This window comes from Pirellulales bacterium (genome assembly GCA_035546535.1).
Classification (GTDB): Bacteria; Planctomycetota; Planctomycetia; order Pirellulales; family JACPPG01; genus JACPPG01.
On record DASZWQ010000167.1, the window covers coordinates 38,364 to 65,117 of the forward strand.

Consider the following 26,754-nt stretch of genomic DNA (forward strand, 5'->3'; position numbering starts at 1 on the left):
CGGAAAGTCCGCATTCATGGATCTAAGTCTCACGCCCAGCGAGCTAAAGTTTCGCGACGAGCTGCGCGCCTGGCTCAAAGACAACTTGCCGCCAAAGGGCGCGCACGCGGCGAACACTGCGGAGGCGCCCGCCCATTTCCACAAGCAGATCCGCGACTGGCAACGCAAGCTGTACGAAGGAGGCTACGCCGGGATTGCCTGGCCCAAGGAATTTGGCGGCCGCGGCGCCACGTTCATCGAACAAGCCATCTTCCAGGAAGAGATGGCCGTGGCCGACACGCCCGAGACCGCCACGATTGGGCAGAGCCTGGTCGGGCCGACGATCATTGCCGTGGGAACCGAGGCCCAGAAGAAACGGTTCCTGCCCGGCATCCTTTCCGGCGAAGAGGTCTGGTGCCAGGGCTTCTCCGAGCCGAACGCCGGTAGCGATTTGGCGTCGCTCGAAACCAAGGCCGTTCTCGATGGCGATCATTTCGTCGTCAATGGCCAGAAGATCTGGACTAGCTTTGCCCATTTCGCGGATCTGTGCCTGCTGGTTGTGCGCACCGACACGAACGCCGCCAAGCACAAGGGAATCACGTGCTTGTTGGTCGACATGAAGAGCCCCGGCATCACGGTGCGGCCGCTGAAGATGATGTCCGGCGATTCGGAATTCAACGAGATGTTCTTCTCCAACTTGCGCGTGCCCGTGGATCGCGTGCTGGGCAAGGTGAACGAAGGCTGGAACGTCGCCATTACGGCCTTGAGCAACGAGCGCGCCAACCTGGGCATCGGTCTGTACGTGGCGTTCAAACGAAATCTCGATTCTGTCGTCGAACAGGCACGCCAGTTACGTCGGCACGGGAAGCCGGTTTTGGCCGATCCGGTGCTGCGGCAAAAACTCGCGCAGGCTTACGTCGATCTGGAAGTCTTTCGCCTGAACACGACCCGGGCCTTGAGCACGTTGAATAAAACCGGCGCGCCGGGGCCCGAGGGCTCGATCCAAAAACTGTACTGGAGCGAACTGAATCAGCGCAACGCGCAGATCGCCATGGAAGTGCTCGGACCCTACGGCCAACTGAAGGATTTCGACGGTGGGCGCTGCGTCTACAACTACCTGCGTTCGCGCGGCAACACCATTGAAGCCGGCACCAGCGAAGTGCAACGCAACATCATCGCCCAACGTGTGCTGGGGCTGCCGCGCAGCTATTGAATAGTCGCGCAGAGGCCGATTCGCCCTCTCAATCGAACAACCAAAACTCAAAATACGACCCACCAAGGCATTGTCACGATGGAATTCGAACTCTCCAAACCGCAGAAGCTGCTGCAGAATTCGGCCCGCGAATTGTTCGCCCGCCTTAGCCCGGCCTCGCGCGTTCGCGAGTTGATGGCAACCGACACGGCGCTCGCTTCCGAACTTTGGTCCGAAGTAGCCGACCAGGGCTGGCTCGGCATTCACTTGAATGAGGAGGCCGGCGGCCTGGGGCTCGGTGTCATCGATCTGGTGGTTGTCGCCGAAGAGATGGGACGTGCGTGCTTTCCTGGCCCGTTCCTGGGCACGGTGTGGGCCGGAACCCTTGTCGCCGAAGCCAAGCCGGCTTCGAAGTATTTACCGCAACTAACCGCGGGCGAGCTCAAAGGCGCGGTCGCGCTACTCGAGCCGGAAGCCAGCTGGGACCTGGCCGACGTCCAGCTGCAAGCCGTGAGGTCGGGGGCGGGTTTCAAGATCACCGGCCGCAAGACGTTCGTCACCGATGCCGGCGTTGCCGATCTGATCGTGTGCGTGGCACGATCCGGCGATGACCTGGTTCTGCTCGCCGTGCCGGCCAAAACTGCGGGCGTCACGATCAATCCGACCGCAGGCCTGGACGCCACGCGCAAGCTCCATGACGTCACATTCGAGCATGTCACCGTCGAAGCCGATCACGTGCTGGCCAGCGGCGCCGCGGCCACTACGGCACTTGCGCGCTCGATGCATGTCGGCACGCTCGTCGTCTGCGCCGACATGCTGGGCGGGATGCAATGGATTCTCGAGGACGCGGTCGAGTACGCCAAGACACGTCAGCAATTCGGCAAGGTCATCGGCTCGTTCCAGGCCGTGCAGCACATGTGCGCGGATATGTTGCTATGGACCGAGAGCGCGCGATCAGCGATCTATTTCGCCGCCTGGGCCTTGGATGCAGAGCCCAAGAGCGCGGCGCGGGCCGTGACAACAGCCAAGGTCTATACCTCGGACGCCTCGCGCGAGGTGGCCAATCGCGGCGTGCAGGTCCACGGCGGCATCGGCTTCACGTGGGAGCACGATTTGCAACTCTACTACAAGCGCTCGAAAGCCTCGGAAATTCTCTTCGGCGATGCCGGTCACCACCGGGCCCGCATGGCCGAGATGGTGCTCGACGGCTGAAGCCCACCGTGCCTTGGCGATCATCGTGATTGCTTTGCTTAGCGGCGCGGGGCGATGCCTTCGAACTTGGCGATGATGCCCAGCATGATTTCGTCGGCGCCGGCGCCGATCGACATCAACCGCGAATCGCGGAAGTAGCGGGCCATCGGGTATTCTTCCATGTAGCCCATGCCGCCGTGAAATTGCATGCAGATGTCGGCGACTTCGCGTACCAGGCGGCCCGCTTTGAGCTTGGCCATAGACGCTTCACGCGTGAAATCCAGTCCGCGGTCCATAAGACGGCCGCACTGGTAGCACATCTGCCGCAGGAATTCGACTTCGGAGATCAGCTCGGTAAGCTTGAAGTAGATCCACTGATTCTCGATCAGCGGCTTTCCGAACGTCGAGCGGCCGCGGCAATACTCGATCGTCATCTTCAGGATCTTTTCCGCGCCGGCCACGGCGCCCAGCGAACCGATCAGGCGCTCGTTCTGGAATTGCTGCATCTGGTAGATGAAGCCCATCCCTTCCTCGCCGATGCGGTTGGCCACCGGCACGCGGCAGTTGTCGAAAACCAGTTCCGCGGTGTCGCTGGCCCAGTTGCCCATCTTCTTCAGCTTTTTGCTGACCGTGAAACCCTTGGTATCCGTGGGCACGACGATCAACGACATCCCTTTGTAAGTCGTGCCTGGCGTCGTGCGGGCCAACAAGCAGATCCAATCGGCTTGTGCGCCGTTGGTGATGAACATCTTGCTGCCGTTGATGACATAGTCATCGCCATCGCGCTCGGCCTTGGTGCGAATCGATGCCACGTCGGAGCCGCCGCTGGCCTCGGTCACCGCGATGCTGCAAACCGCATCGCCCGTGATGGCCGGTTCGAGATACGCCTTCTTTAGCTCGTGCGAACCGTAGCGGGCCAGGGCGGGCGTAGCCATGTCGGTTTGCACGCCCATCGCCATGGGGATCGCGCCGCAATTGCAGCGGGCCATTTCTTCGGCCATGGCGATGTTGTACCAGTAGTCGGCGCCCGAACCTCCGTACTCGGTCGGATAGGAAAGGCCCAACAGCCCCAGGTCACCGGCCTTCTTGAACAGTTCATGGGCCGGGAAGATTTCGTCTTCTTCCCACTGATCGATGTATGGATTGATCTCTTCGTCGACAAAGCGGCGCACGGTTTCGCGAAATAGTTGATGAGCCTTGGTAAAGCCCGTGCCGGGGACCGTAACTTCCGCGTCGTTTTGAAGTACTTCTGAGGCCATGATGAAAACCCACTATTGATTTGGTTCGAACGGGCGGAGCGACCGAAACGAAGACGTGCCGAGCCTAGATTGTAGCAGGCTGAAGGGCATCTGTGGCCATCTGTCCGACTCGAAAGCAGACGGTCGCAGAAAGCCCGACCCTGCTGCCCGTTATTTGCTCGCAGCCGCGGTAATGGTGAGCCACGCATCCGGGGTTCGCTGCCCCCGTCCGATCAGCGGCGCCGTCGCTGTGTGCGGCTCGAGAGTCGCGCCGGCCGTGGTGCCGATGACGCGGATGGGCCCGGAGAAAGCCGCATCTCCCGTGGTGATGACCAGCTTCACGGTTTTGGCCGAATCACCTTCGCCGAGCGAGACCGCCGGCTCGACGGTTACTCCACCAGGCAGCCCCTCGACACGCAGGTTGATCGGTTCCTTATAGCCCTGCAATCGCTCAATCGTGATTGGCAGCTCGAGTCGTTGCCCGACCGCGACGCTGAACGTGTCTCCGCCGAGCGATAGTGCATAGTCAGGCCGCGCGGCGAGGGCGGAAAGTCGATAGACAAAGTTTGGCGCTCCGTGCCGATGCAGGTCCGATACCACGATTTGATATTCACCGTCGGCGGGTGCAGCGAAGGTAATTTCAGCGTCTCGGCCGGCTCCCACATCGTCGACACGCGACAGCAGCTTGCCTTGAGAATCGCGAATTTCCAGGACGGGATCGAGCGGATAGCCGAGTTGCCGGCTCTCCACGCGAAAGTTGAGCGTCTCCCCTGTCTTCGCCGAGAAGCGAAAGGAATCCTTGTCGCGAGGAAACTCGATGCGCCCCGTGATCGTTACCGGCAGCGTGATGTTCTGCGGAATTTCGGGCCGACTGGGCTCATCGGCCAGGATCGATGCGTGCTGTACGACCGGAATGAGAAGCGTGTTGGCCAACTGCGGGTGAAAAAGCGCCGCTTCCTTGGCATTCGGCAGAATTGCTGGCGCCACCTGTTGTGTTTCTGGCAAAAGATTCCAGCCGTGGGCCTGCACGTGCGCCGTGTCGGCAGAGACGGCCAGCGGTAGCGAATAGTTCAGGAAACCGGCCGAAGTTAGAGTCAGCCGATACGCATAGCTATCGTCGCCGGCCAGCGCGATCGTGCTGTTGGGGGCGGCGGGAAAGCCGAACACGCGCACCATGTATGACCCGCTTCTGGGCACGGCAAAGACGAGGCGCGAGTCCAGCTCCTGGTCGTCGTCGTTGCGTGCCAGTACAAATCCGCCCGTCGTCGAAACCATCTCCAAAACCGTGTCGACGGGCGAGGCCAAGGTGCGATGTGCATCGATTTCGGCCACAAGGGTCTGGCCCTTTTCCAAGTGGACGGCAAATGTGTCGACGTCGCCTCTTTTCTGCAGCCGGCCGTTCACCACGACCTGCGGTGGTCCGACGTCTTGTGGCCTGGTGGGCGCATCGTTGGGCTCCTGCTCGCACGCTTCGCGCAGGTAGCCGACGACAAAGGGCACGAGCGGAGTAGCCCCTTCCGCATCGTAGAATCGCAGCCAGTGAACGCCCGGCAGCGCGTTGCCGGCGACCGTGGCGACGAATTTTCCCTTGTCTTCCTTGGCAGAAATTGTCACGCCCGGTCGATCGGCCCACACCGCCAGCGGCCACTGCTCGAATTTTCCGCGTGCTTCAAGCTCGACGGTCGTGCCAACCTGCGCGCCCGCTGGAAACAGATATTTCCATTGCGGGGGCGCGGCGTACGCCATGTGTGTGAAAAACGTGATCCCCAGCAGCAGCGCAGCGCCAAAACATGACGCCGCGCGATGCGAGTGCAGGCCTTTGTTCCCACGCATGCGCATCAACCCATCAACTCTTTGATCGGTGTCGGATCGCTTACCAAATGGGCCGGTCGGCCATTGGGCGCGTAGTAGATCTTGCCGGGGTCGATGCCGAGTTTCGCGTAGACGGTCGCCACGAAGTTTTCTGGCGAAAGAATTCGCTCGACCGCCGAGTGCCCCGTGCGATCGGTGGCGCCGACGACCTGACCGCCAGGAGTGCCGCAACCGGCAAAGAGGATCGACATCGCATTCGCCCAGTGATCGCGCCCGGCTTTCTTCTGGTCAGGCAGGGTGGAAATCTTGGGCGTGCGGCCGAATTCGCCGAGCGCGATAATCAACGTCGTTTCGAGCAGCCCGCGCTGTTCGAGATCTTCGATCAAGGTGGCGATGGCATTTTCGAAGGGCGGCAACCGCTTCGCGATCGCGCCGAATATATCCGAGTGGTGGTCCCAGCCACCATCGTAAAGCGTGACGAATGGCACGCCCGCTTCGACCAGGCGCCGCGCCAACAGGGCTCGCTGCCCGAAGGGATTGCGACCGTAGCGGTCGCGCATCGCGTCCGGCTCGACCGCAATATCGAAGGCGCGCTGCGCCTCGGGACTGGTGACCAGGCTGTAGCCCTGTTCGTAGTATTCGTCGATCGCCTTTACCGGATCGCCGGCGGCATCCTCGGGGATACGGGCGAGCCGATCGACAACGCCGCGCAAGTCACGCCGGCTCGTGAAGCGGTCATTCGCGAGACCGGCGGGCGGCGCCACGTCACGGACGCGAAAATCCTTCTTGTTCGGATCATCCGCGACGACAAACGGTGCGAACTTGGCGCCCAGAAAATTCGGCCCGCCCGAGCGCGACATGCTGGGCATCGAAAAATACGCGGGCAGTCCGCCGCGATTGCCCCGTTCGTACGCGGTAACAGAGCCCAGGCTGGGGTGGAAGCTGACAAACGCGCCGCAACCGACGGGGATGCGCGGCGGCGCGCCGGTCATCATGTAGTGATTGCCCGCGCCGTGATTGCCCTGGTTGTGGCAAACCGAGCGCACGATGGCCAACTTGTCGGCGATGCCGGCCAGCCGTGGCAGATGCTCCGAAAAATGAACGCTGGGGATCTTCGTCGAGATCGCGCCGAGTTCGCCACGGATTTCTACCGGTGCATCGGGCTTGGGGTCGAAGGTCTCGAAGTGCGATGGTCCGCCGTCCATCCAAATAAGGACGCAACTCGTCGGTCGGCGCGACGGGGTGCCGGCTCGCGATTCGTTCGCCTGCCCCACGAGGCGCAGCAGATCGACAAATCCGCCGCCCGCCAGGCAACCAACTCCCAGCTTAAGGGTGTCGCGGCGACTCCAACCTTCGCAGTTTCGCGGTTGACTCATCCTTGCGATCCTCGTGGCTCGTATCGTTCGTTAGTGACGTGCTGTCAGTTCTTGAAAATGAATTCGGGAGTATTCAGCAATGCCCAAAGCAGGTCTTCAATGGCCTGGCGCCGCTCAGCGCTATCGCCTTTGATCAGCGCCGCGGTGGCGAGTCGTTCTTCACTGGTAGGGTTGCGCGAGTAGGTCGCCAGGTACAACTCTTCGACAATTTGTTCCGGCGACTGACTGCTGGCGGCCAATCGTGCCACGCGACCGGTATCGCCCGTCAGGCGGCGGTCCAAGCTCGGCGCGTTCATCAAATGCAACGCTTGCACAACGGTCGTTTCGCCCGTCCGTTCGCAGGGGGGATCCTGATTAGCGTCCGGCCGGCCGAATGCATCCAGAAACAGTGATTCGATGCGGTGCGTCCACAGTTCGACAGCCCGTGCCTCGGGAGGCATGGCTGCGTAAGACTCTCGGACCTCGGTCACATCACCGATGGCATCGAGCAACACCTCGGCCTCGAGCCGCTGCCGATAATGGCGCGAAAAGTTGTGCGTATCCGCGACATTGCCGGTGCTCGGCAAGGATGCCAGACCGTACACGTACGAACCGGTAATCAGTCTCAGCAGTTCCTTCTGGTCGTACTTCATGCGGCGAAATTCATCGGCGAGGCAATCGAGTAGCGCTGGATTGCTGGGCGGATTCGTGGCCCGCAGGTCATCCACCGGATCGACTACGCCGCGTCCCATCAATTCCGCCCAGACGCGATTGACCGCCACGCGCGAAAAGAAAACCTTACCGTCGGCCAGCATCCAATCGGCAAATATTTCGCGCGGGTCATCGTCCGGGCCAGGCGTGCGCGCCTGACCGAACAGCGGTCGAGGGGCGAGCGTCTCGCCCGTGAGCGGATGCGTCACGCTGCCGCTTTCGGCCGTGAACACGATTTCTTCGCCACCGGAAATCGGCGGCGAAAGTCCCGTGCCCTTGTAGCCAACGCGGCTGAAGAATGCGGCCAGGCTATAGAAGTCGTCCTGCCCCCACACTTCGAAGGGATGATGGTGGCACTTGGCGCACTCCAGACGCGTGCCCAGGAACAACTGGCTGACAAGCGTCGTGATTTCATCCGGCGAGCGCCGATCGCGAAATACCGTGACCGCGCCATTGCGCCAGGTACTTCCCTGGGCCGTAATCAACTCGCGGGCAAAGCGATCGTACGGCCAGTTCTCGCGAAACACCTCGCGCAGCCAGCTGTCCAGACTGAACGTTGCCTTGATGCCCACGCGATAGGGATTGGGACGCAACAGATCGGCCCACTTGTTGGCCCAATAATCGGCATACTCGGGGCGATCCAATAGAGTGTCGACCAATCGCGCGCGTTTGTCCGGCGCGGCGTCCACCAGGTAGCGACGACTTTCTTCGACACTCGGCAAACGGCCAATGATGTCTAGATAGACGCGACGAAGAAACGTGCTTTCGTCAGCCGGCTCACTCGGCTTGATGTTTAGCTGCTGAAGCTTGTTCCAGACATGGGCGTCAAGGACGTTATTGCGAGGAAGCTGTTCATAGAATTCCGCGGGCACGGGCGTCGGCAGCGGAATCGCGGTATTCCAGGTGGCGATGTTTCCCATGTAGCGAGCCATGATGCTGGCTTCGCCCGGCAAAGTCCCGGCCACCACCAGCCCCCCACTGTCGACGGCCACGATCGCCGCTTCATTCGAGGCGAAATTCGTGAGCCGTGTCACGTCGCACGTCGAGCCATCGGAATAATGGGCAGTCACGAGCAGTTGCTCGCGCGCGCCCGCTGGTAGAACGTGCTCTTCGGGGGCAAGCGATATCCTCATCAACTTTGGATCGCTGTCCTGTGCCCTTTGCATGCCGGTCACGATCCAGGTGCGCAGGGTTGCGTATTCAGCACTATTGACATCGAGCCTCAATCCGCCGCCATGCGGCTCAGCGCCGGAGGCCTTCCGCAGCAATAGGCTGTTATCGGCGGCGCCCGGAAACACGCGCCGACCGCGCGCGTTCTTGACGATGGAGTCGTAATCCGTTGCGGCGTCAAATCCCAGCAGCGAAAGCGCGAAACCATTCTGGCCGCGCGACTTGCCATGACATGCTCCGGAGTTGCAGCCCGCCTTGGTCAGAATCGGCAGCACGTCGAGTTCAAACACCGGCCGGTCGGTACGCGTCTCGGCAGCCTTTAGGACGTAACGGGCCTGGCCGGCGATCATGCACGCCATGGCCGCGCAAGCGCAAATTACTGCTCGGGGCAGGGCCCGGGTTGAATCGCTCGATGGCATGGGGCGTGAAGCGTGGCGGGCGGGCACGGAACCATTGCGTCACAGCCGGATGCCGAATTCGATGACGTGTTGAATCGTCATCAACCAGCAACACGGCCACGCCATGGACCGCAGCCCAAGGGGGCGTGCTAATGCTATTAAACTAGCCGATTTGCGCAGGACGCTCAATGTTTTTCCGCGGCCGCGTGGCGCCAAATGTCAGCTCCGGAAGCCAGCCTGTGGCCATTGGGGGGCTGGTTTTCGGCCTGGTTCATGCATCCCACGTGGACTGGTTTGGCAAATATCCCAACTCAGGTGCCAGGATCGAGGCCTTGCTTTTCTGCTTTATGAGAAGAGAGCTCGGGAGCCCTCCACGCGTGCGATGGAGCCGGGGCCTTGGCCGACCAGCAATTCGACCAGTCGCGCTGAACGGTTCTCCATCGCGGCGCGCGTTTTTATCGGTTCGCCTCACGGCGCGATCCCATGCGGTGCCAACAGCGCGGCTGCCGTCGAATTTGCCACATTTCCTTACGGCGACGTGGTCGCGTCGCTCAAAAGAATGCGCGACTGAGCCGCCCTTTGAACATCGCACGACTCAGCAACGTTCGCGTCAGTTCACTTTGCACTGGGTTCGACGAGTGCACTGTCGCCTCGCGAGGGATCGCTCACCTCTCCTCGACAATGGCGGACGGTTTCAAGTTCTTGGCGGCGTAATCTATCCTGAAAGGCCGTCCCGACTGAACCATTTGTCGATTTCGTCGCTCTTCGGCTGGGTAAGGCCGCACCGGAGTCGCTCCGGACGTGGCTGCTGGATCTCGAACAAAACGGGCGAACCGTTCGCATACCGATTTAGGGGGCCGGCCGGTCTGCCGTTGAGGAACGCCCGTTGTTCACCGATTTCCCGTTGCAACTGGGCGCACCGTTTGCGGTGTATCGCAGACGCGCCGTTCGACCCGTCGGTTCTGAGTCGGGCCGAAGGCTGCTCAGTTCGTTTTATGCAGAGGAGAATGGTCCTGCCTAATGGGTGAGTATCGCGCCCGTGGCCAAAGCGGGTCGCCGGGAGTACCAGATTAGTTGCCCGTTATTTCCCGAGGGCGTTGAGGCGTCGCGGAGCAGATCTCCCAGCTCCTCCAATGCCTAGGATTATCACTGAAAGATTACATTTGCTTCAGGTATCGGCGTCCGTTAGGTCCGAGGGGGGATCCTGGGATGCGGACGCAGGCTCCGTCTGCGAGTATTCCAGCCAGTCACAACGTCTTATTTTCGCAGCGGCGTTTGCCGCTTTTTGTGGCAATTTCGGTCTTATGAGGAAAGCCCGTTGCTGCATTTGGTGACAAATTCGTAAGAGGGGTCTCTTTTACGCTAGGATAAATTGACGGCATTTGCGTCCGGCAATACGATCGGTTCATATGACTCGTCGTACGTGAGTCACCTTATTGCGATTCGGAAGCTGTCTGATCGCAGGGAGGAGACGGCCGATGGATCCATCGTATTCGCCAGGCGGCGACCGGTGACAGTTTTTGATGTTGGGTTTCGTCTTCTTCGGCGGTATTCAGGTGCGCCAAAGAAGAGGTGCATCCGCATCTTCCCTCCTCTGATTTCCCGCACATTGTTCCAATCCGCGAACCAAGCGTTCAACGAGCCAAACCACATGAAAGTTTTATCGCCCCTGGCCATCATCGTGGCTATGGCTTGTCTTTCCCTGCCCGCCTGCAACCACGTCGAGGAGCAGCACCACGAGGCGCACACCATCACGGCGACGAGCCCTTCGGTGCAGCCCGTCACGCTGACGCAACCCTACGTCTGTCAGATCCACTCCCAGCGCCACATCAAGGTGCGTGCGCTCGAGATGGGGTATCTCGAAGAGATTCGTGTCAAGGAAGGGCAGCAGGTTAAGGCGGGTGACACGCTCTTCACCGTGATCCCCATTCTCTATCAGAAGAAAGCCGAGGCCGAGAAGGCCGAGGCGAATCTCGCCAAGTTGCAATATCAGTACACGCAGAAGCTGGCTGCGGACAAAGTCGTTTCGCCCAATGAAGTCAGCTTGCGTCAAGCCGAGTTGCAAAAGGCGGACGCAAAGGCGGATCTAGCTGCTGCGGAGTTGGGGTTCGCTACGGTCAAAGCGCCCTTTGATGGGATCATCGACCGTCTGCACTTGCAGCAAGGGAGCCTGGTCGAAGAGGGAGAGGTTCTGACAACGTTGTCCGACAACAGCACGATGTGGGTTTATTTCAACGTGCCGGAAAAGCGTTACCTCGAGTACATGCAGGATCCGCACAAGGACGAGTTGAAGATCGAACTCGTATTGGCGAGCGGTAAGAAATTCGACCATGTCGGCAAGATCGGGGCGATCGAGGCGGACTTCAACAACGAGACAGGAAACATTCCCTTCCGTGCCGACTTCCCGAACCCGGATCGCCTGTTGCGACATGGTCAGACCGGTACGGTGATGATTAGCCGCGTGCAGAACGACGCGCTGGTTATCCCACAGCGTGCTACGTTCGAGGTCCTCGCCAAGCGGTACGTTTTCGTCATCGATAAAGACGACATCGCACACCAGCGGGAGATCACCTACTCGACCGAACTGGACGACATCTTCGTGATCGATAAGGGGCTCGAGCCGGGCGACAAGATCGTCCTCGAGGGACTCCGGCAGGTTCACGAGGGTGACAAAGTCGAATACGAAGACCGTCCCTCAGAGCAGGTAGCGTCGCATTTAAAGTACCACGCCGAATAGGAGTCGAAACGGGTACGGGCACGGGGCGCCGTCTGATCCCTCAAAAGCATGTTCTCAAAATTCCTCCAAAGACCTGCGCTGGCGATGGTGATTTCGATCATCATCCTCTTCCTGGGGGGATTGTCGATTACGACACTGCCTATTTCGCAGTTCCCCAACGTCGCGCCCCCGAGCGTCTCTGTCACGCTCGCTTATCCGGGCGCTAGCGCCAACGTTCTCGTCGATTCGGTGCTCGTGATCCTGGAGCAGGCCATCAACGGCGTGCCCGACATGCGATACATGGCTTCGGCGGCTACCAGTGCCGGCGAAGCCACGATCATGATCATCTTCGAGCCAGGCACAGATCCAAACGTGGCGGTACTGAACGTACAGAACCGCATTCAGACCGTGAAGCAGCGGCTCCCTCCTCTCGTCGAGTTGGAAGGCATCGTCGTCATGCAGATGATGACGAGCATGTTGATGTACGTGAACATCTACAGCACTGAGGAGAGTCACGATCAGAACTTCCTCTACAACTTCGCCTATGTAAACATCGTTCCTGAAGTCAAGCGCGTGCGCGGCATCGGCAGCGCCAATATTCTCGGCAGCCGCGCGTACGCCATGCGGGTCTGGCTGAATCTGGACCGCATGCGGGCCTACAATATAGGCGCCGAAGACGTCATGGACATGATCAGTAAACAGAGCATGATAGGTTCGCCTGGCCGACTAGGCCAGGCGACCGGACGTACGTCCCAAACCGTCGAATACGTGCTCACCTGGGTCGGCCGTTACAACAAGCCGGAACAGTACGAAAACATCATTCTGAAGGCCAACCCCGACGGTGAGGTGCTGCGGCTCAAGGATGTCGCCGAGATCGACATGGGGCCGTCGTACTACAACATTTACTCGGATATCGACGGCCATCCTTCCGCCGCGATCGTCCTCAAGCAACTTCCCGGCACCAACGCAGCGGTCGTCATCGAGCAAGTCAAGGAAAAGCTGGAGGAGATCAAGGAAACCTCCTTCCCCGCGGGCATGACCTATGAGGTCAGCTACGACGTTTCCAGCTTCTTAGACGCCTCGATCGAGCAGGTGCTGCACACCTTGTTCGAAGCTTTCGTGCTGGTCTCCCTGGTAGTCTTTCTGTTCCTCGGCGATCTTCGATCGACGCTGATTCCTACGTTGGCCGTTCCCGTCTCTCTGATCGGGACCTTTTTCTTCCTGCAACTATTTGGCATGTCGATCAACCTGATTACGCTGTTCGCACTCGTGCTGGCGATCGGCGTCGTGGTCGACGACGCGATCGTCGTGGTGGAGGCCGTACACGCCAAGATGCACGAAAAGCACCTCTCGCCTTATCGAGCGACCAGAGAGGTCATTAACGAAATCAGCGGCGCGATCATTGCTATTACTCTGGTGATGACCGCCGTGTTCGTACCCGTCACCTTCATGACCGGGCCTGTGGGCACGTTCTACCGGCAGTTCGGCATCACGATGGCGACGTCCATCATCCTTTCCGGTGTCGTCGCGCTGACGCTGACGCCCGTGCTGTGTGCGATGATCCTGAAGCCACACACGGGCCATAAGCGGCGTACGCCGCTGGCGATTTTCTTGCGCCTCTTTGACCGCGGCGTGGAGAAGGTTACGGGCGGCTACACGGCGTTCTTGGGGCCCGTCGTTACGCGACGGCTGCTCACGATGCTGGTCATCGGGGGCTTCGGCGTCGGTATCTTCATGGTGAATACCATCTTGCCGACCGGCTTTATTCCGCTGGAAGACCAAGGCATGATTTATGGGATCATCCAGACGCCTCCGGGCTCGACGATCGAGTACACCAATTCCAAATCGCACGAACTGCAAGATATTGCCAAGAAGGTCGACGGCGTCCATTCGGTGTCGTGTTTGGCCGGCTACGAGGTGCTTACCGAAGGTCGCGGCTCGAACGCAGGCACCTGTCTCATTAATTTGAAGCCTTGGCACGAGCGCAAGATGACCTCGAAGGAGATCATCTCGGTGCTCGAGCACGAAGGCCGGAAGATCGCCAACATCAAGCTCGAATTCTTCGAACCGCCGGCCGTGCCAGGCTTCGGCGCTGCGGGTGGCTTTTCCACTCGTGTGTTGGACAAGACCAACACCATGAACTACAAGCGGCTCGGCGAGGTCACCGAAAAATTCTTGGCCGAACTAGGCAAGCGCAAAGAGGTGAGGGGTCTGTTCACCTTCTTTGCCAGCAACTATCCACAGTATGAAATCATCATCAACAATGACGTGGCCATGCAGAAGGGAGTGACCATCTTCAAGGCGATGGATACCCTCTCCACCGTCGTGGGTAGCACGTGGGGACAAGGCTTCATTCTCTTCAACCAATTCTACAAGGTCTTCGTGCAGGCTAAGCCCGAATTCCGCCGCTTCCCCGACGACTTCGAGAATATGTTCGTCAAAAACGACAAGGGGGAAATGGTCCCGTACACCTCGTTCATGACGCTCAAGAAGCAACAGGGCATGAACGAAATCAATCGCTACAACTTGTATCCGTCTGCCCCCATTCAAGGCGCGCCGGCCCCCGGTTTCAGCAGCGGCCAGGCGATCGCGGCCATCCGCGAAGTCGCCGCCGAGACCCTACCGCCGGGCTTCGACCTGGGGTGGGAAGGACTCTCCTTTGACGAAGCGAAAAAAGGCAACACGGCCGTCTACATTTTCTTGGTCGTGGTGATCTTCGTCTACCTGGTGTTGGTCGGACAGTACGAAAGCTTCATTCTGCCCCTGGCCGTGATCATGTCGCTGCCCGTGGGGATTTTTGGCTCGTTCTTGTTCCTGCAAGCGATGGGCTTGGCTAACGACGTCTATGCCCAGATTGGTCTGGTCATGCTCGTTGGGCTATTGGGCAAGAACGCGATTCTCATCGTGGAGTTCGCCGTACAACGGCATCACGAGGGTGTGTCGATCAAGGACGCCGCCATCGAAGGTGGGAAGTTGCGATTCCGGCCGATCTTGATGACTTCCTTTGCCTTCATTGCCGGTTTGATTCCGCTGGTTCGTGCTACTGGTCCCGGCGCCATCGGCAACCGTACCATTGGCACGACCGCCGTTGGTGGTATGCTGCTTGGCACAGTCATCGGCGTATTGCTCATCCCTGGTCTCTACTATCTGTTCGCCAAACTGTCGGGCGACCGCAAGCTTCTGCAGGATGAGACTGGCGAACCGCTGAGTGAGGTCCTTGAGCACTAAAGGGCCATTGGTTTCTGCCGGAATCATTTGCCCCCCCGGCACCGTTCGATCTCCAAGTCGACGTCAGCTCCCGGCGCTTACACGACGGCGCCTTGGACCCGCGGACGTCGCTACTAACCGGAACGAGATAGAAGCCAGCGCCTTCGCTTGGCGCAGCACCCTACGTGTGCTCTCCCGCCGCAACAGCCGCGCGACCGGTCGCTAGAAGCCGTGGTGGGATGTCCGCGGTTCGGGTAGCGCGCATTGCGGAATCACTTGCCCTCCGGCACGCTAGCGACGCATGCAGCCCCTCATTGACCTCCCATTCGCCGGAGTCGCACGGGCTAGCGGCCGTTTGCATGCATCTTTGTTTCGCCAAGTGTTAGCTTGTAGCGACTCTTCGCAATTCATCGCCGCCGTCCGACTTCAGTCGACGATGACATAGTCTGTCCACGCGCTGTCACGCGAGCAAGATGCTCGAATGCAACAGCTATGGTCGGAGAGGTGGCGTCATCTGGCGGAACGGATTTGGCCTCGCGCCCGATTGGTCGGGCAAGTGAGGTCAGAACCTGCTTCCTCATCCGACGTGGGCTCGGGGCGCGAAAACCGTACGGATCGCCGACACGCGCAAGCTCATCAAGGACGGCAAGGATGAAGGCCTTCGTGAGATTCTCCAATACGAATCGTGACAAGAGCGCTGTGGCGGCAGCGTTTCTATGCGGCATATTGCTGGCTGCGGCCGGCTGTGGAATTCCCAAATTACATCCACCACTCCCGGGACCTGAGGTACCACCCACGTTCAACGGATCGAATGATCCGGAGAATTCCGCGCAGGTGCCGATTGCTGAGTTCTTCAATGATCCACTGCTGATCAGTCTGGTCGATCAGGCATTGTGGGGCAACCAGGAACTGCGAATCCTCGCACAAGACATCGCGATCGCCCAGAACGAGGTATGGCGTCGGAGCGGTGCTTACCTTCCGTTCCTCACCTTCGGGGCAAACGCATCGTACGACAAGCTAAGCACGTTCACCCCCCTGGGCTCTGACCTGAGCCAGATCACAACCCCCGTCGGCGGCCCGTTTCCGAACCCGCTGCCTGATTTTCTTTTGGCGGGCGATATCACGTGGCAGATCGACGTCTGGAGACAGTTGCGCAACGCGCGGGACGCCCAATCGCTTCGCTATCTTGGCACCATCGACGGTCGGAACTACATCGTTACCCGCATGGTAGCGGAGATTGCCGAAAATTATTACCGTCTGATGGGGCTGGATAAGCAACTGGAAACCCTGGATGGCACCATCGCCTTGATGGAGCAAAGCCTGGCACTAGCCAAGGCACAAAAAGAAGGTGCTCGCGGGACCGAGCTAGGCGTCCAACGTTTCCTGGCCGAAGTTCGCAAAAACCAAAGCCAGAAGCTGATCGTGCGGCAGGAGATCATTCAGACGCAGAACAGAATCAACTTCCTCTGCGGTCGTTACCCACAGCTTGTCGAACGTATATCGGCTCGTTTCCTCGAGTTGCAGCTACAAGCGTTGCGTGTTGGTGTTCCCTCGCAGTTGCTCCTCAATCGACCAGACATCCGCGAGGCGGAGCGTAACTTGCAAGCGGCCGGGATCGACATCCGAGTCGCCCGCGCCAGCTTCTTCCCGAAAGTCATCATCACTTCCGGCGTAGGCTACGAGGCCTTTCAGCCACAGTTCTTGTTCTACACTCCCGAGTCTTTGATCTATAGCGTCGCGGGCGGGCTGGTCGCTCCGGTCGTCAACAGAAGGGCGATCCAGGCCGAGTTTTTGAACGCGAACGCTCGGCAGTTGCAGGCCCTGTACGAATACCAGCGGACGGTTCTGAACGCCTTTACCGAAGTGGTCAATCGCGTGTCAAAGGTGCAGAATTACAGCCAGAGCATCGAACTGAAATTCCAGCAGTTGGCGTCCCTCGAATCGGCAGTTGACGTCGCCAACAAGCTCTTCCAGAACGCGCGTATCGAATACCTCGATGTGTTGACCGCCCTGCGTGACCGCAACGACGCAAGAATCGTCTTGATCGAGACGAAGCAGGAACAGCTTTCGGCCATCGTGAACGCCTATCAAGCCTTGGGTGGCGGTTGGCGGTATGTGGGCGGACCGATCCAACTGCCGCCTCCTGGTTTCCAAGGGCCGCTGCCCCCGCCGCTTGCCCCGCCCCTTGCCCCTCCGGCAAGACCTGCCGAAGAGATTGCCCCGCCGCAACCGGGCCCGGTGGTGGGACCAGCGCAAGGCGGACCTGCCATGCAGGCCCCTGGAAAGAACGAGCCCGTGATTCAAGGCCCCGTGCAAGGCGGCCCGAGCCCGATGCCTCCGCCCGATGGTGCTAAAGGACCGCGGCGGCAAGGCCCTATGGTACAGCCGTTGCCTCCGCCGTCGGCTGTTGGCCGTGGAGCAAGCTCACCGCAAAACCCTCGCGCCGGGTAGTCAGCGCCGGTCGAAATTGACGCTGTAGCCGGAACTACGAATGGCAGGCGTGACCGCACCCTTCGGGCCGGCGGTAAGCAGTCTCGACAGCCGCCGCAAGCTGATGGATATCAAGGGGCTTCGAAATGAAGTCGTCCATACCGGCTGACTTACAGCGATCGCGATCTTCGCTGAGCGCATGTGCCGTGAGCGCGATGATCGGCACGTCCTTGCCAGCAGGCAGGGCGCGAATCGCAGCGGTCGCTTGAAAGCCGTCCATGATGGGCATTTGCAAGTCCATCAATATGACGTCGAAGTGCGACTGCGACACCAAGTTGACGGCCTGGCGCCCGTCTTCAGCGATCTCGACCTTATGCCCGCGCCGCGTCAGCGCGCGGCGAACGATTTCCTGGTTGGTTCGCGTATCTTCGGCCACCAGAACGTGCAATTGCGCACCTGGGGAATCGGGCGCCGAACCAGCCGCCGCTTGCGTGGCTCCCATACCAATCGGTACCGCCTTCTGAGCCGATCGTGTGATCGCGTAAGCAAGCGGCACCACCACGGCGAATTCGCTGCCACTTTGCGGCGTACTGCTGAGCGAGATTTGCCCTCCCATCGCGGCCACCAGTTCCTTGACGATTGCCAGGCCCAGTCCCGTTCCTCCGTGGCGGCGCGTCGTAGAGGCATCGACTTGCGTAAAGGGCGCAAAAATCCGTTCCTGGTCGGCCTGCGAGATGCCTATACCCGTGTCGCGAATCGCGAACCTGAGGGAAGCTTCTTGCGCGGTCGTCGAATCGACCGTAACGGTCAGCGTTATCGATCCTTGGTCCGTGAATTTCAACGCGTTAGAGAGCAGATTGTCGAGCACCTGACGCAGGCGCAACGGATCGCCCAGGAAACGAGCAGAAGTGTCCGGCGAAACTGCCGTCACGAACGTGAGTCCCTTTTGCTCGGCCCGGTAATGCGCGGAGGGGATCAACTCGGAGAGCATTTCGTGCAACGAGAAAGAGGTCCTTTCCAGGACGAATTTTCCGGACTCGAGTTTCGCCAGGTCCAAGAGCTCGTTCAGCAACTCCAGCAGGACGGCGGCGTTCGACTTCACGGCCTCCAGGTATTCACGCATGGCGGGCGCAGGGGAATCAGTGAGCGCCAAGTCAGTCATGCCGATAATGGCGTTCATCGGAGTCCGCAACTCGTGGCTGACGTTTGCCAGGAACTCGCTCTTGGCGCGGTTGGCGCGCTCGGCGGCCAGGCGGGCTGCGTGCTCCTGCGCCAAGGTCACGCGTTGTGCGGCCTGCTGCTCGACCTGTCGCGACATCCGATACAAATCGACAAATACCGCCACCTTGGTCTGCAGAATCTCGGGGACGACGGGCGTCAGAATGAAGTCCACTGCGCCCAGCGAATACCCGCGCGCCGCGAAGGCGTCGTCGGGAAACGCCGTAATGAAGATGATCGGCGTGTGCTCACAGCGAGGATGCTGCCGAATCAGTGCCGCCGTCTCGAATCCATCCATGCCGGGCATGTTGACGTCCAGCAGGATGACGGCGAAGTTCTCCGTCAGCAAAAGCCGCAGCGCTTCGGGGCCGGAGTGGGCAGACAAGACCGTCTGCCCTAGCTCCTCCAACACCGCCTGCAAGGCCAGCAGTTTGTCCGGCTTATCGTCGACAACCAGGATTTTGACTTTTTCGAGTTCGGCCATCATCACACGGTTAGCCAGGCGCTCAGCACCGCGAGCATCTGATCAGGGTCGACCGGCTTCGACAAATAGTCCCAAGCGCCGGCCTCGATGCACTTCTCCCGATCGCCTTTCATCGCCTTGGCGGTAACGGCGATGATCGGCAGGTTTTTGAAACGTTCGTCACGGCGAATCGCGCACATCGTATCAATCCCGTCCATTTCCGGCATCATGATGTCCATCAGCACGGCATCCACGGCCGCGGCGGCTTGCAAAAGGTTGATGGCGTCGCGCCCCGTCTCGGCTGACACGGTGATAACGTCTTGTCGTTCCAAGATGCTGGTGAGCGCAAAGATATTGCGAATGTCGTCGTCTACGATCAACACGCGCTTGCCGGCCAGCACGCGCGCTGGCGCGTGCAGTTCGCCGATCGCGCGCTGTGCGCGCTCGGGAAGTTTGGCCACCGGGCAGCACAATGCGAGCGACACCTGGTCAACGAGCGTCTGCGGTGACTCGATCCATGACATGCCCAGTTCCTGGCCCACGTGCCGCCAACGCTGTGCCTCGTCCGAGCCGAACGCGCCCCCGGGGTATAAAAAGAGCCGGCGCGGACGCGACAGAGACTCTCTCGCCAACCTTCCAGCAAGCTCCGCAAGCGTCGGCTCGCCAATATCCGACGTCAGGACCACCGCGTCGATATTGCCATTCGCAACCGCCGCCAGAGCCTCGTCGGCGTTCGAAACCGTGATGACTTTCAGCGGCAGATCCGCGAGGGCTGCTGCGATCTCGGCGTGCGAAGCGCCCTGGGGGTGGATAATGAGCAGCGTACGCTGTTCGGCGTCAACGAATGCCCGCACGTCGCCGAGGAAGCTCTCCAGCTCTTGGGCCGTATGAATCGGTTTCGGCAAGATTCCCTGGGCACCAAGTGCGATGCCCTCCAACAACCGGTCGGGATCCGTGGTCGAAACCAGGTACACGGGCAGATGACGCAGCGACAGGTCGCCTTTGAGTCTGCGGAGCACCCGCCAGCCGTCAATGTCGGGCAGTGAAATATCGAGCAGAATGGCCTGCGGTTGGTATTGCTGAGCGAGCGCTAGCCCCGCCGCGCCTGACGGCGTCAAGATTCCCTTGAAATCCACATGGTGGCCGGTTTCACGGACAAAGCGGGCGAAATCCACGTCGTTGTCAATGATCAAGATGCCTCGGTCGCTCGCGGAGAGAGAGCCGCGATCGTCGTCCTCTTTCTTATCTGCCGCAACGGTCAGCCCGGAATTAATACTGACTGGTGTCGGCGACGGTTCGACAGCACGTCGAACGACTTGCCGCCGTACGACCTTGGGCGGCGTGAAGCTCTGGGGCAGATAAAGCGTGAACGTACTGCCAAACCCCGGCGTGCTGACCAACCCAATCTCGCCCCCCAGCAGTCGGGCGATTTCGCGGCTGATGGCCAATCCCAGACCGGTGCCGCCGTATTTGCGACTCGTGCTGCCGTCGGCTTGTTGGAATGCCTCGAAGATGATGGGCTGCTTTTCTTCGGGAATGCCGATGCCGGTATCGTTGACGGAAAACGCGAGCACGGACGGCGCCGCGTTCAAGCTTTCGTTGTCGGCGTTCCAGCCACCGTGCGCGGTGGATACGCGCAGGTCAACGCGTCCCTGATGCGTGAACTTGAAGGCATTGGAAAGCAGGTTTTTGATGATTTGCTGTAGCCGCGTGCTATCGGTTGTCAGCGTGCGCGGCAAGGCGGGATCGATTTCGACCGCAAAGTCTACACCCTTCGCCTCGGCCACGTGTCGGAACGTACGTTCCACGTAGCTGTGGATATCGGAGAAGCGCAGCTCGCCGACGTCGAGCACCACGGTACCCGACTCGATCTTCGACAGGTCGAGAATGTCGTTGATCAGCATCAGCAGATCGTTGCCGGACGAGTGAATGGTCTTGGCATATTCCGTTTGCTTGAAACTGAGATTGCCGTCGGGATTCTTCGATAACTGATCCGACAGGATCAACAGGCTGTTAAGCGGGGTGCGCAGCTCGTGCGACATGTTGGCGAGAAATTCCGACTTGTACTTCGACGTCAGGGCCAGCTGCTCGGCCTTTTCTTCGAGCGCCTGACGCGCTTGCTCGACCTCCTGGTTCTTTTGCTCGACCTCGACGTTTTGATGAGCCAGCAGTCGTGCCTTCTCCTGAAGTTCTTCGTTGGTTTGCTGTAGCTCTTGCTGCCGGCTTTGCAGTTCCATGGCCAGCGATTGCGATTGCTTCAGCAGATCCTCGGTACGCATATTGGCTTCGATCGTGTTGAGCACGATGCCGATGCTTTCGGTCAACTGGTCGAGGAATGCCTGGTGCGTGGCGCTGAACCGCTCGAACGAGGCCAGCTCGAGGACGGCCTTGACTTGGCCTTCGAACACGACCGGCAGAACGATAATGTTCACCGGCGCGGCACTTCCCAGTCCCGAGGAGATGCGCACGTAATCAGGCGGTACGTTGGCCAGCAGGATCTTACGTTTTTCCAGCGCGCATTGGCCGACGAGTCCCTGTCCGAGTTCCAGCGTGCGTCCAACTTCTTCGGGACGTTCGTAGGCGTAGCTGGCCAGCAATTTTAACGAGGCCTTTTCGCCGACATTGTCATAGATATAAAAGACCGCGTGCTGGGCCGTGACCACCGGCGCCAGTTCGGAGAGGATCAACCGTCCCACGGTGAGCATGTCTTTCTGGCCTTGCAGCATGCGGCTGAACTTGGCCAGGTTGGTCTTTAGCCAGTCTTGTTCGGCATTCTTGAGAGTCGTGTCCTTGAGGTTGACGATCATCTCGTTGATGTTGTCCTTGAGCGCCGCCACTTCCCCCTGCGCTTCGACTTTAATCGACTGCGTTAGATCGCCCTTGGTCACGGCCGTCGCTACTTCGGCGATGGCGCGCACCTGGGTCGTCAGATTCTCGGCCAACTGGTTGACGTTATCGGTGAGGTCCTTCCATGTGCCGGCCGCACCGGGCACGCTCGCCTGGCCGCCTAACTTCCCTTCCACGCCCACTTCACGGGCCACGCCCGTCACCTGATCGGCGAACGTGGCCAAGGTTTCGATCATGCCGTTGATCGTGTCGGCCAGCGCCGCGATTTCCCCCTTCGCCTCGACGGTCAGTTTTTGCAACAAGTCGCCGTTGGCCACGGCCGTCACGACGCGCGCGATGCCGCGCACCTGGCTCGTCAGGTTGCCGGCCATGAAATTCACATTATCGGTAAGGTCTTTCCAAGTGCCCGACACGCCTTTCACGTCGGCCTGTCCGCCCAGTTTGCCTTCGGTGCCCACTTCGCGCGCCACGCGTGTCACTTCCGACGCGAACGAGCGAAGCTGGTCGACCATCGTATTGATCGTGTTCTTCAGCTCGAGGATTTCGCCGCGCACATCGACCGTAATTTTCTTCGACAAGTCGCCCGTCGCCACGGCCGTCGTGACCTCGGCGATATTGCGCACCTGGCCGGTGAGATTTCCGGCCATCGAATTCACGCTGTCGGTCAGGTCGCGCCAGGTTCCTTCCACGCCGCGGACGTCAGCCTGGCCGCCCAGCTTTCCCTCGGTGCCGACTTCGCGGGCCACGCGCGTCACTTCGGCGGCGAAGGAACGCAGTTGATCAACCATCGTGTTGATCGTGTTCTTCAACTCCGAGATTTCACCGCGCACATCGACCGTGATCTTCTTCGACAAGTCACCGCGGGCGACAGCCGTGGTCACGTCGGCGATGTTGCGCACCTGGCCCGTGAGGTTACTGGCCATGAAATTGACGCTGTCGGTGAGGTCCTTCCAGGTACCTGCGACCCCCTTCACGTCGGCCTGACCGCCGAGCTTTCCTTCGGTACCGACTTCGCGCGAGACGCGGGTCACCTCGGCGGCGAACGAACTGAGCTGATCGACCATGGTATTGATCGTGTTTTTCAGTTCGAGAATTTCTCCCTTCACGTCGACGGTGATCTTTTTCGAGAGGTCGCCGCTGGCCACGGCCTTGCTGACTTCGGCGATGTTGCGCACCTGGGCCGTGAGGTTGCCGGCCATGAAATTGACGCTATCGGTCAGGTCCTTCCAGGTTCCGGCCACGTCGCGGACGTCGGCCTGGCCGCCCAGCTTGCCTTCGGTGCCCACTTCCCGCGCGACGCGGCTGACTTCCGACGCGAAGGCGCGCAACTGATCGACCATCGTGTTGATCGTGTTTTTCAGCTCGAGGATCTCGCCGCGCACGTCGACTTCGATCTTCTTCGACAAGTCGCCCTTGGCGACGGCCGTGGTCACTTCGGCGATGTTGCGCACCTGCGTGGTCAGGTTACTGGCCATGAAATTCACGCTGTCGGTAAGATCCTTCCAGGTGCCGGCGACGCCTTTCACGTCGGCCTGGCCACCCAATTTGCCTTCCGTACCCACCTCGCGCGAAACGCGGGTCACTTCAGCGGCGAACGAGCTGAGCTGATCGACCATCGTATTGACGGTGTTCTTCAGCTCGAGGATTTCACCCTTCACGTCGACGGTGATTTGTTTCGAAAGGTCACCGTTGGCCACGGCCTTCGTGACGTGGGCGATATTGCGCACCTGGGCCGTGAGGTTGCTGGCCATGAAATTGACGCTATCAGTCAAGTCCTTCCACGTGCCCGCGACACCCTTTACGTCGGCCTGTCCACCCAGCTTGCCTTCGGTGCCAACTTCGCGGGCCACGCGGGTGACCTCGGCCGCGAATGAGCTCAGCTGATCGACCATGATATTCGTGGTGTTTTTCAGCTCGAGGATCTCGCCTTTCACGTCGACCGTGATCTTCTTCGAAAGGTCGCCGTTGGCGATCGCCGTGCTTACGGCTGCAATGTTGCGCACCTGGGCCGTCAGATTACTGGCCATGAAATTGACGCTGTCCGTCAGGTCCTTCCACGTACCTGACACACCCTCCACACGTGCTTGACCACCGAGCTTTCCTTCCGTGCCCACCTCGCGGGCCACGCGGGTCACTTCAGCGGCAAAGGAGCGGAGCTGATCGACCATCGTGTTGATGGTGTCTTTCAATTCGAGGAACTCGCCGCGCACGTCGACGGTGATCTTCTTCGACAGGTCGCCGTTGGCGACGGCGGTGGTCACGTCGGCAATGTTGCGCACCTGAGCCGTCAGGTTGCCGGCCATGGAATTGACGCTGTCGGTCAGGTCTTTCCAGATGCCGGCCACGCGTTTCACTTCGGCCTGGCCGCCGAGTTTTCCATCGGTTCCCACTTCGCGGGCGACGCGCGTCACTTCCGAGGCGAAAGAGCCGAGCTGCTCGACCATGCGATTCACGGTCTTGGCCGTGCGCAAGAATTCGCCTTCGACCGGCCGACCATCGATTTCCATGGCCATCGACTGCGACAGGTCACCACGGGCCACGGCGCCGATGACGCGCGCCATCTCGCTGGTGGGTCTGACAAGGTCGCCTACCAGGGTGTTAACCGATTCGATGGCCCCGGCCCAGGAGCCGGTGAGCCCTCCGAGCACAGCCCGATCCTTGATTTTTCCTTCCTTTCCTACGACCCGGCTGATGCGATCGAATTCGTTGTTCATCCCTTCCAACTGATCCATGACCTCGTTAAAGGTGTCGCCGACTTTGCCTCCCAGCCCCACCCATGTGCGCGGAAGGCGGACACTGAAATCGCCCCTCCGCAGGGCGGTAAGCGCCACGAGCAACGTTTGCAGATCGATCGGTTCCTGTCCCAGGCTTTTGGTGGATTCGGCCACTGCCATGGAGTCGATCCTTCCGGGTTGATGAACGACTTAGATTTCAACCTGCGAGGCCAAACTGCGAGCGCGAAAGCACCCTTCGAAAGTCACCTTGCAGCCGAAAAGTGGATGCATTTAGACCATCTTGGTCGTTCGGCGGTCGGCCACGACGAATACGTACGCTTCCTACGGCCCGATGTTCCGGTGGGGGACGATGTTGCAATCGACATGCCACATCGCCTGCCGGCAGAATTCCGATTCGCGAGGCACGGCGGGAACAATAGTTGCTCCTCCCGCGAGGGCTGCCGAAGGAAGCAGTTGTGTGGGTTTTCGACCCGGTTGTCGCATCTCTACCGACCGGATTGGCTTCCTTCCGCGCAGGGAGGGCCGTTCGCTTGTCGATCGCTTGGAAGTCCCAAACCAGGGAGCAAAAAAATGCTCGTACTCAGCAGAAAAGTCGGGGAACGGATCGTGATCGGACCCAACGTGACGATCACGGTGGTAGCCGTGCATGGAGAACGAGTAAAACTCGGCTTCGAAGCGCCGGGCAGTGTGCCCATTCATCGCCACGAGATTTATCAGCGCATTCAACTCGAGGAAGAAGCTGCCCATGCGGCAACTTCTCGAGCGGCCGATGCCTCGGTTTCCCTTGTTACGGCATTGCACCCCGAGTTCGCGTAAGGCAGTTTACTGACGTGCTCGGGCAAGGCCATAAATTCCGGCCGCAATAGCCTTGATCGTTCTCGGCACGATGGCCATGGCCGCCAAACGAAAAAAGTGGGTGCGACGTACAAACAGTTTCGACCTTCCCGCCTCCCGACACCTTCAATCAGGATGCCGAGTCGATCGCCAAAACGATGGCCCGCAAAGGCGTGAGTCCCAAGGGGCTGGGATCGGCCGTGCGAATGGTGCAGTACTTCATCAACCGATCAGGAAAGACGCTCTCAGCCAGCCGCAAAAAGGAATTGGAAAAGGCCAAGCGGCTGCTGCAAGAAAAAGCTGCCCAAGAGAAGGGTGACGACAAGCGGCGGGCCAAGCGCCGAACCACGAAGAAACCTCTCCAGAAGAAAAAGTAGTGCGGCAGCCTAAGACGGGGCTCCGGGTTGTGTTCGATGGAAGCGTCCTAGGGTTGCGGTCCTTTCGGATATAGCGAACGAAACTGCTATGAGCCGTGGAATGCGGGTCATGGACGTGACGGGCGTGCTATGAATTAGCAGCAGATTCTAGCTACGTCCTGCCAATAGACGGGAAATGTCCGCAACAACTGGATCATTTTCAGCCCTCAGCGGCAAGTTGCGAGCCGATTCGACGACTGTCATCCTGGCCGCCATTTGTGGCAATATGGCGCTCGCGTGCATCAAGCTACTGGCGGCCTCGGCCACCCATAGTTCGGCCATGCTGGCCGAAAGCATCCATTCTGGCATCGATATGGGGAACGGCCTGCTGTTGTTGTGGGGCCTGAAACAAAGCCAGCGACCGGCCAGCAGGATGCACCCCTTTGGCCATGGCCTGGAACTTTATTTCTGGACGTTCGTCGTGGCCGTGTTGGTTTTCGGTGTCGGGGGAGGGCTATCGCTGTATGAGGGAATACAACATCTGCTTCACCCCCGGCCGATGCAGCACGTCCTGTGGAATTATGCCGTTCTCGGATGCGGCTTTTTGTTCGAAGGATCGACACTCTATGTTGCCGTGCGCGAATTTGCGGCGACGAAAGGAGAACACACGGTCTGGGAGGCCATTCAACGAGCCAAGGATCCCTCGCTGTTCTCTGTATTGCTCGAAGATGCGGCTGCCGTATTGGGTTTAGTCATTGCCGCGACCTGTATCAGCCTCAGTTTGTTGTTCAATAACCCCTACTTCGACGGCGCCGCGTCGATCGTGATCGGATTGCTGTTGATGGCCGTTGCCTGGATCCTGGCCTACGAAAGCAGGAGCTTGCTGATTGGCGAAAGTGCTC

The 26,754-nt window shown here is 59.9% G+C and carries 14 protein-coding genes; 8 read left to right on the plus strand and 6 right to left on the minus strand.

Going from position 1 to position 26,754, the window contains the following annotated elements:
• The first annotated feature begins 16 nt into the window (after positions 1 to 16).
• Both VHD36_19835 and VHD36_19840 read left to right on the plus strand, forming a co-directional pair.
• A complete protein-coding gene (locus VHD36_19835; GenBank protein HVU89590.1) occupies positions 17 to 1,192 on the plus strand; it encodes an acyl-CoA dehydrogenase in 1,176 nt (391 codons plus the stop codon).
• A 78-nt stretch (positions 1,193 to 1,270) separates the two neighbouring features.
• A complete protein-coding gene (locus VHD36_19840) occupies positions 1,271 to 2,383 on the plus strand; it encodes an acyl-CoA dehydrogenase family protein (GenBank protein ID HVU89591.1) in 1,113 nt (370 codons plus the stop codon).
• A 38-nt stretch (positions 2,384 to 2,421) separates the two neighbouring features.
• Here the strand turns inward: VHD36_19840 and VHD36_19845 are convergent, their stop codons facing one another.
• The 4 genes from VHD36_19845 to VHD36_19860 all read right to left on the minus strand — a co-directional run bounded on the left by VHD36_19845 (position 2,422) and on the right by VHD36_19860 (position 9,007).
• Positions 2,422 to 3,621, minus strand: a complete 1,200-nt coding sequence (locus VHD36_19845) for an acyl-CoA dehydrogenase family protein (GenBank protein HVU89592.1) — start codon at positions 3,619 to 3,621, stop codon at positions 2,422 to 2,424.
• A gap of 150 nt (positions 3,622 to 3,771) precedes the next feature.
• Positions 3,772 to 5,433, minus strand: coding sequence for a PPC domain-containing protein (locus tag VHD36_19850; GenBank protein ID HVU89593.1), 1,662 nt, complete (start codon positions 5,431 to 5,433; stop codon positions 3,772 to 3,774).
• A gap of 5 nt (positions 5,434 to 5,438) precedes the next feature.
• Positions 5,439 to 6,788 (minus strand): DUF1501 domain-containing protein, encoded by a 1,350-nt coding sequence (locus VHD36_19855; GenBank protein HVU89594.1) that lies wholly within the window; start codon positions 6,786 to 6,788, stop codon positions 5,439 to 5,441.
• 44 nt (positions 6,789 to 6,832) lie between these two features.
• Positions 6,833 to 9,007, minus strand: a complete 2,175-nt coding sequence (locus VHD36_19860) for a DUF1549 and DUF1553 domain-containing protein (protein ID HVU89595.1) — start codon at positions 9,005 to 9,007, stop codon at positions 6,833 to 6,835.
• Between the two features lie 1,690 nt (positions 9,008 to 10,697).
• Here VHD36_19860 and VHD36_19865 point away from each other — a divergent pair.
• The 3 genes from VHD36_19865 (at position 10,698) to VHD36_19875 (ending at position 17,420) form a co-directional block, all read left to right on the plus strand.
• Positions 10,698 to 11,783, plus strand: a complete 1,086-nt coding sequence (locus VHD36_19865; GenBank protein ID HVU89596.1) for an efflux RND transporter periplasmic adaptor subunit — start codon at positions 10,698 to 10,700, stop codon at positions 11,781 to 11,783.
• Between the two features lie 48 nt (positions 11,784 to 11,831).
• A complete protein-coding gene (locus VHD36_19870; GenBank protein HVU89597.1) occupies positions 11,832 to 14,990 on the plus strand; it encodes an efflux RND transporter permease subunit in 3,159 nt (1,052 codons plus the stop codon).
• A 642-nt stretch (positions 14,991 to 15,632) separates the two neighbouring features.
• On the plus strand, positions 15,633 to 17,420 hold the full coding sequence (locus tag VHD36_19875) for a TolC family protein (GenBank protein ID HVU89598.1): 1,788 nt from the start codon (positions 15,633 to 15,635) through the stop codon (positions 17,418 to 17,420).
• A gap of 34 nt (positions 17,421 to 17,454) precedes the next feature.
• Here the strand turns inward: VHD36_19875 and VHD36_19880 are convergent, their stop codons facing one another.
• Both VHD36_19880 and VHD36_19885 read right to left on the minus strand, forming a co-directional pair.
• Positions 17,455 to 19,104, minus strand: coding sequence for a response regulator (locus tag VHD36_19880; protein ID HVU89599.1), 1,650 nt, complete (start codon positions 19,102 to 19,104; stop codon positions 17,455 to 17,457).
• Entirely contained in the window at positions 19,104 to 24,821 is a 5,718-nt protein-coding gene (locus tag VHD36_19885; protein HVU89600.1) for a HAMP domain-containing protein, read from the minus strand. Before VHD36_19885 ends, VHD36_19880 begins: the two co-directional genes overlap by 1 nt.
• A 411-nt stretch (positions 24,822 to 25,232) precedes the next feature.
• Here VHD36_19885 and csrA point away from each other — a divergent pair, with 411 nt between their 5' ends.
• From csrA to VHD36_19900, 3 genes are all read left to right on the plus strand, one after another.
• Positions 25,233 to 25,478: a carbon storage regulator CsrA gene (gene csrA / locus VHD36_19890; protein HVU89601.1), complete on the plus strand. Its 246-nt coding sequence runs from the start codon at positions 25,233 to 25,235 to the stop codon at positions 25,476 to 25,478.
• Positions 25,479 to 25,654: 176 nt separating this feature from the next.
• Positions 25,655 to 25,873, plus strand: coding sequence for a DUF3175 domain-containing protein (locus tag VHD36_19895; protein ID HVU89602.1), 219 nt, complete (start codon positions 25,655 to 25,657; stop codon positions 25,871 to 25,873).
• A 217-nt stretch (positions 25,874 to 26,090) separates the two neighbouring features.
• Positions 26,091 to 26,754 (plus strand): cation diffusion facilitator family transporter (locus tag VHD36_19900; protein HVU89603.1); only part of this gene is annotated, 664 nt, incomplete at its 3' end.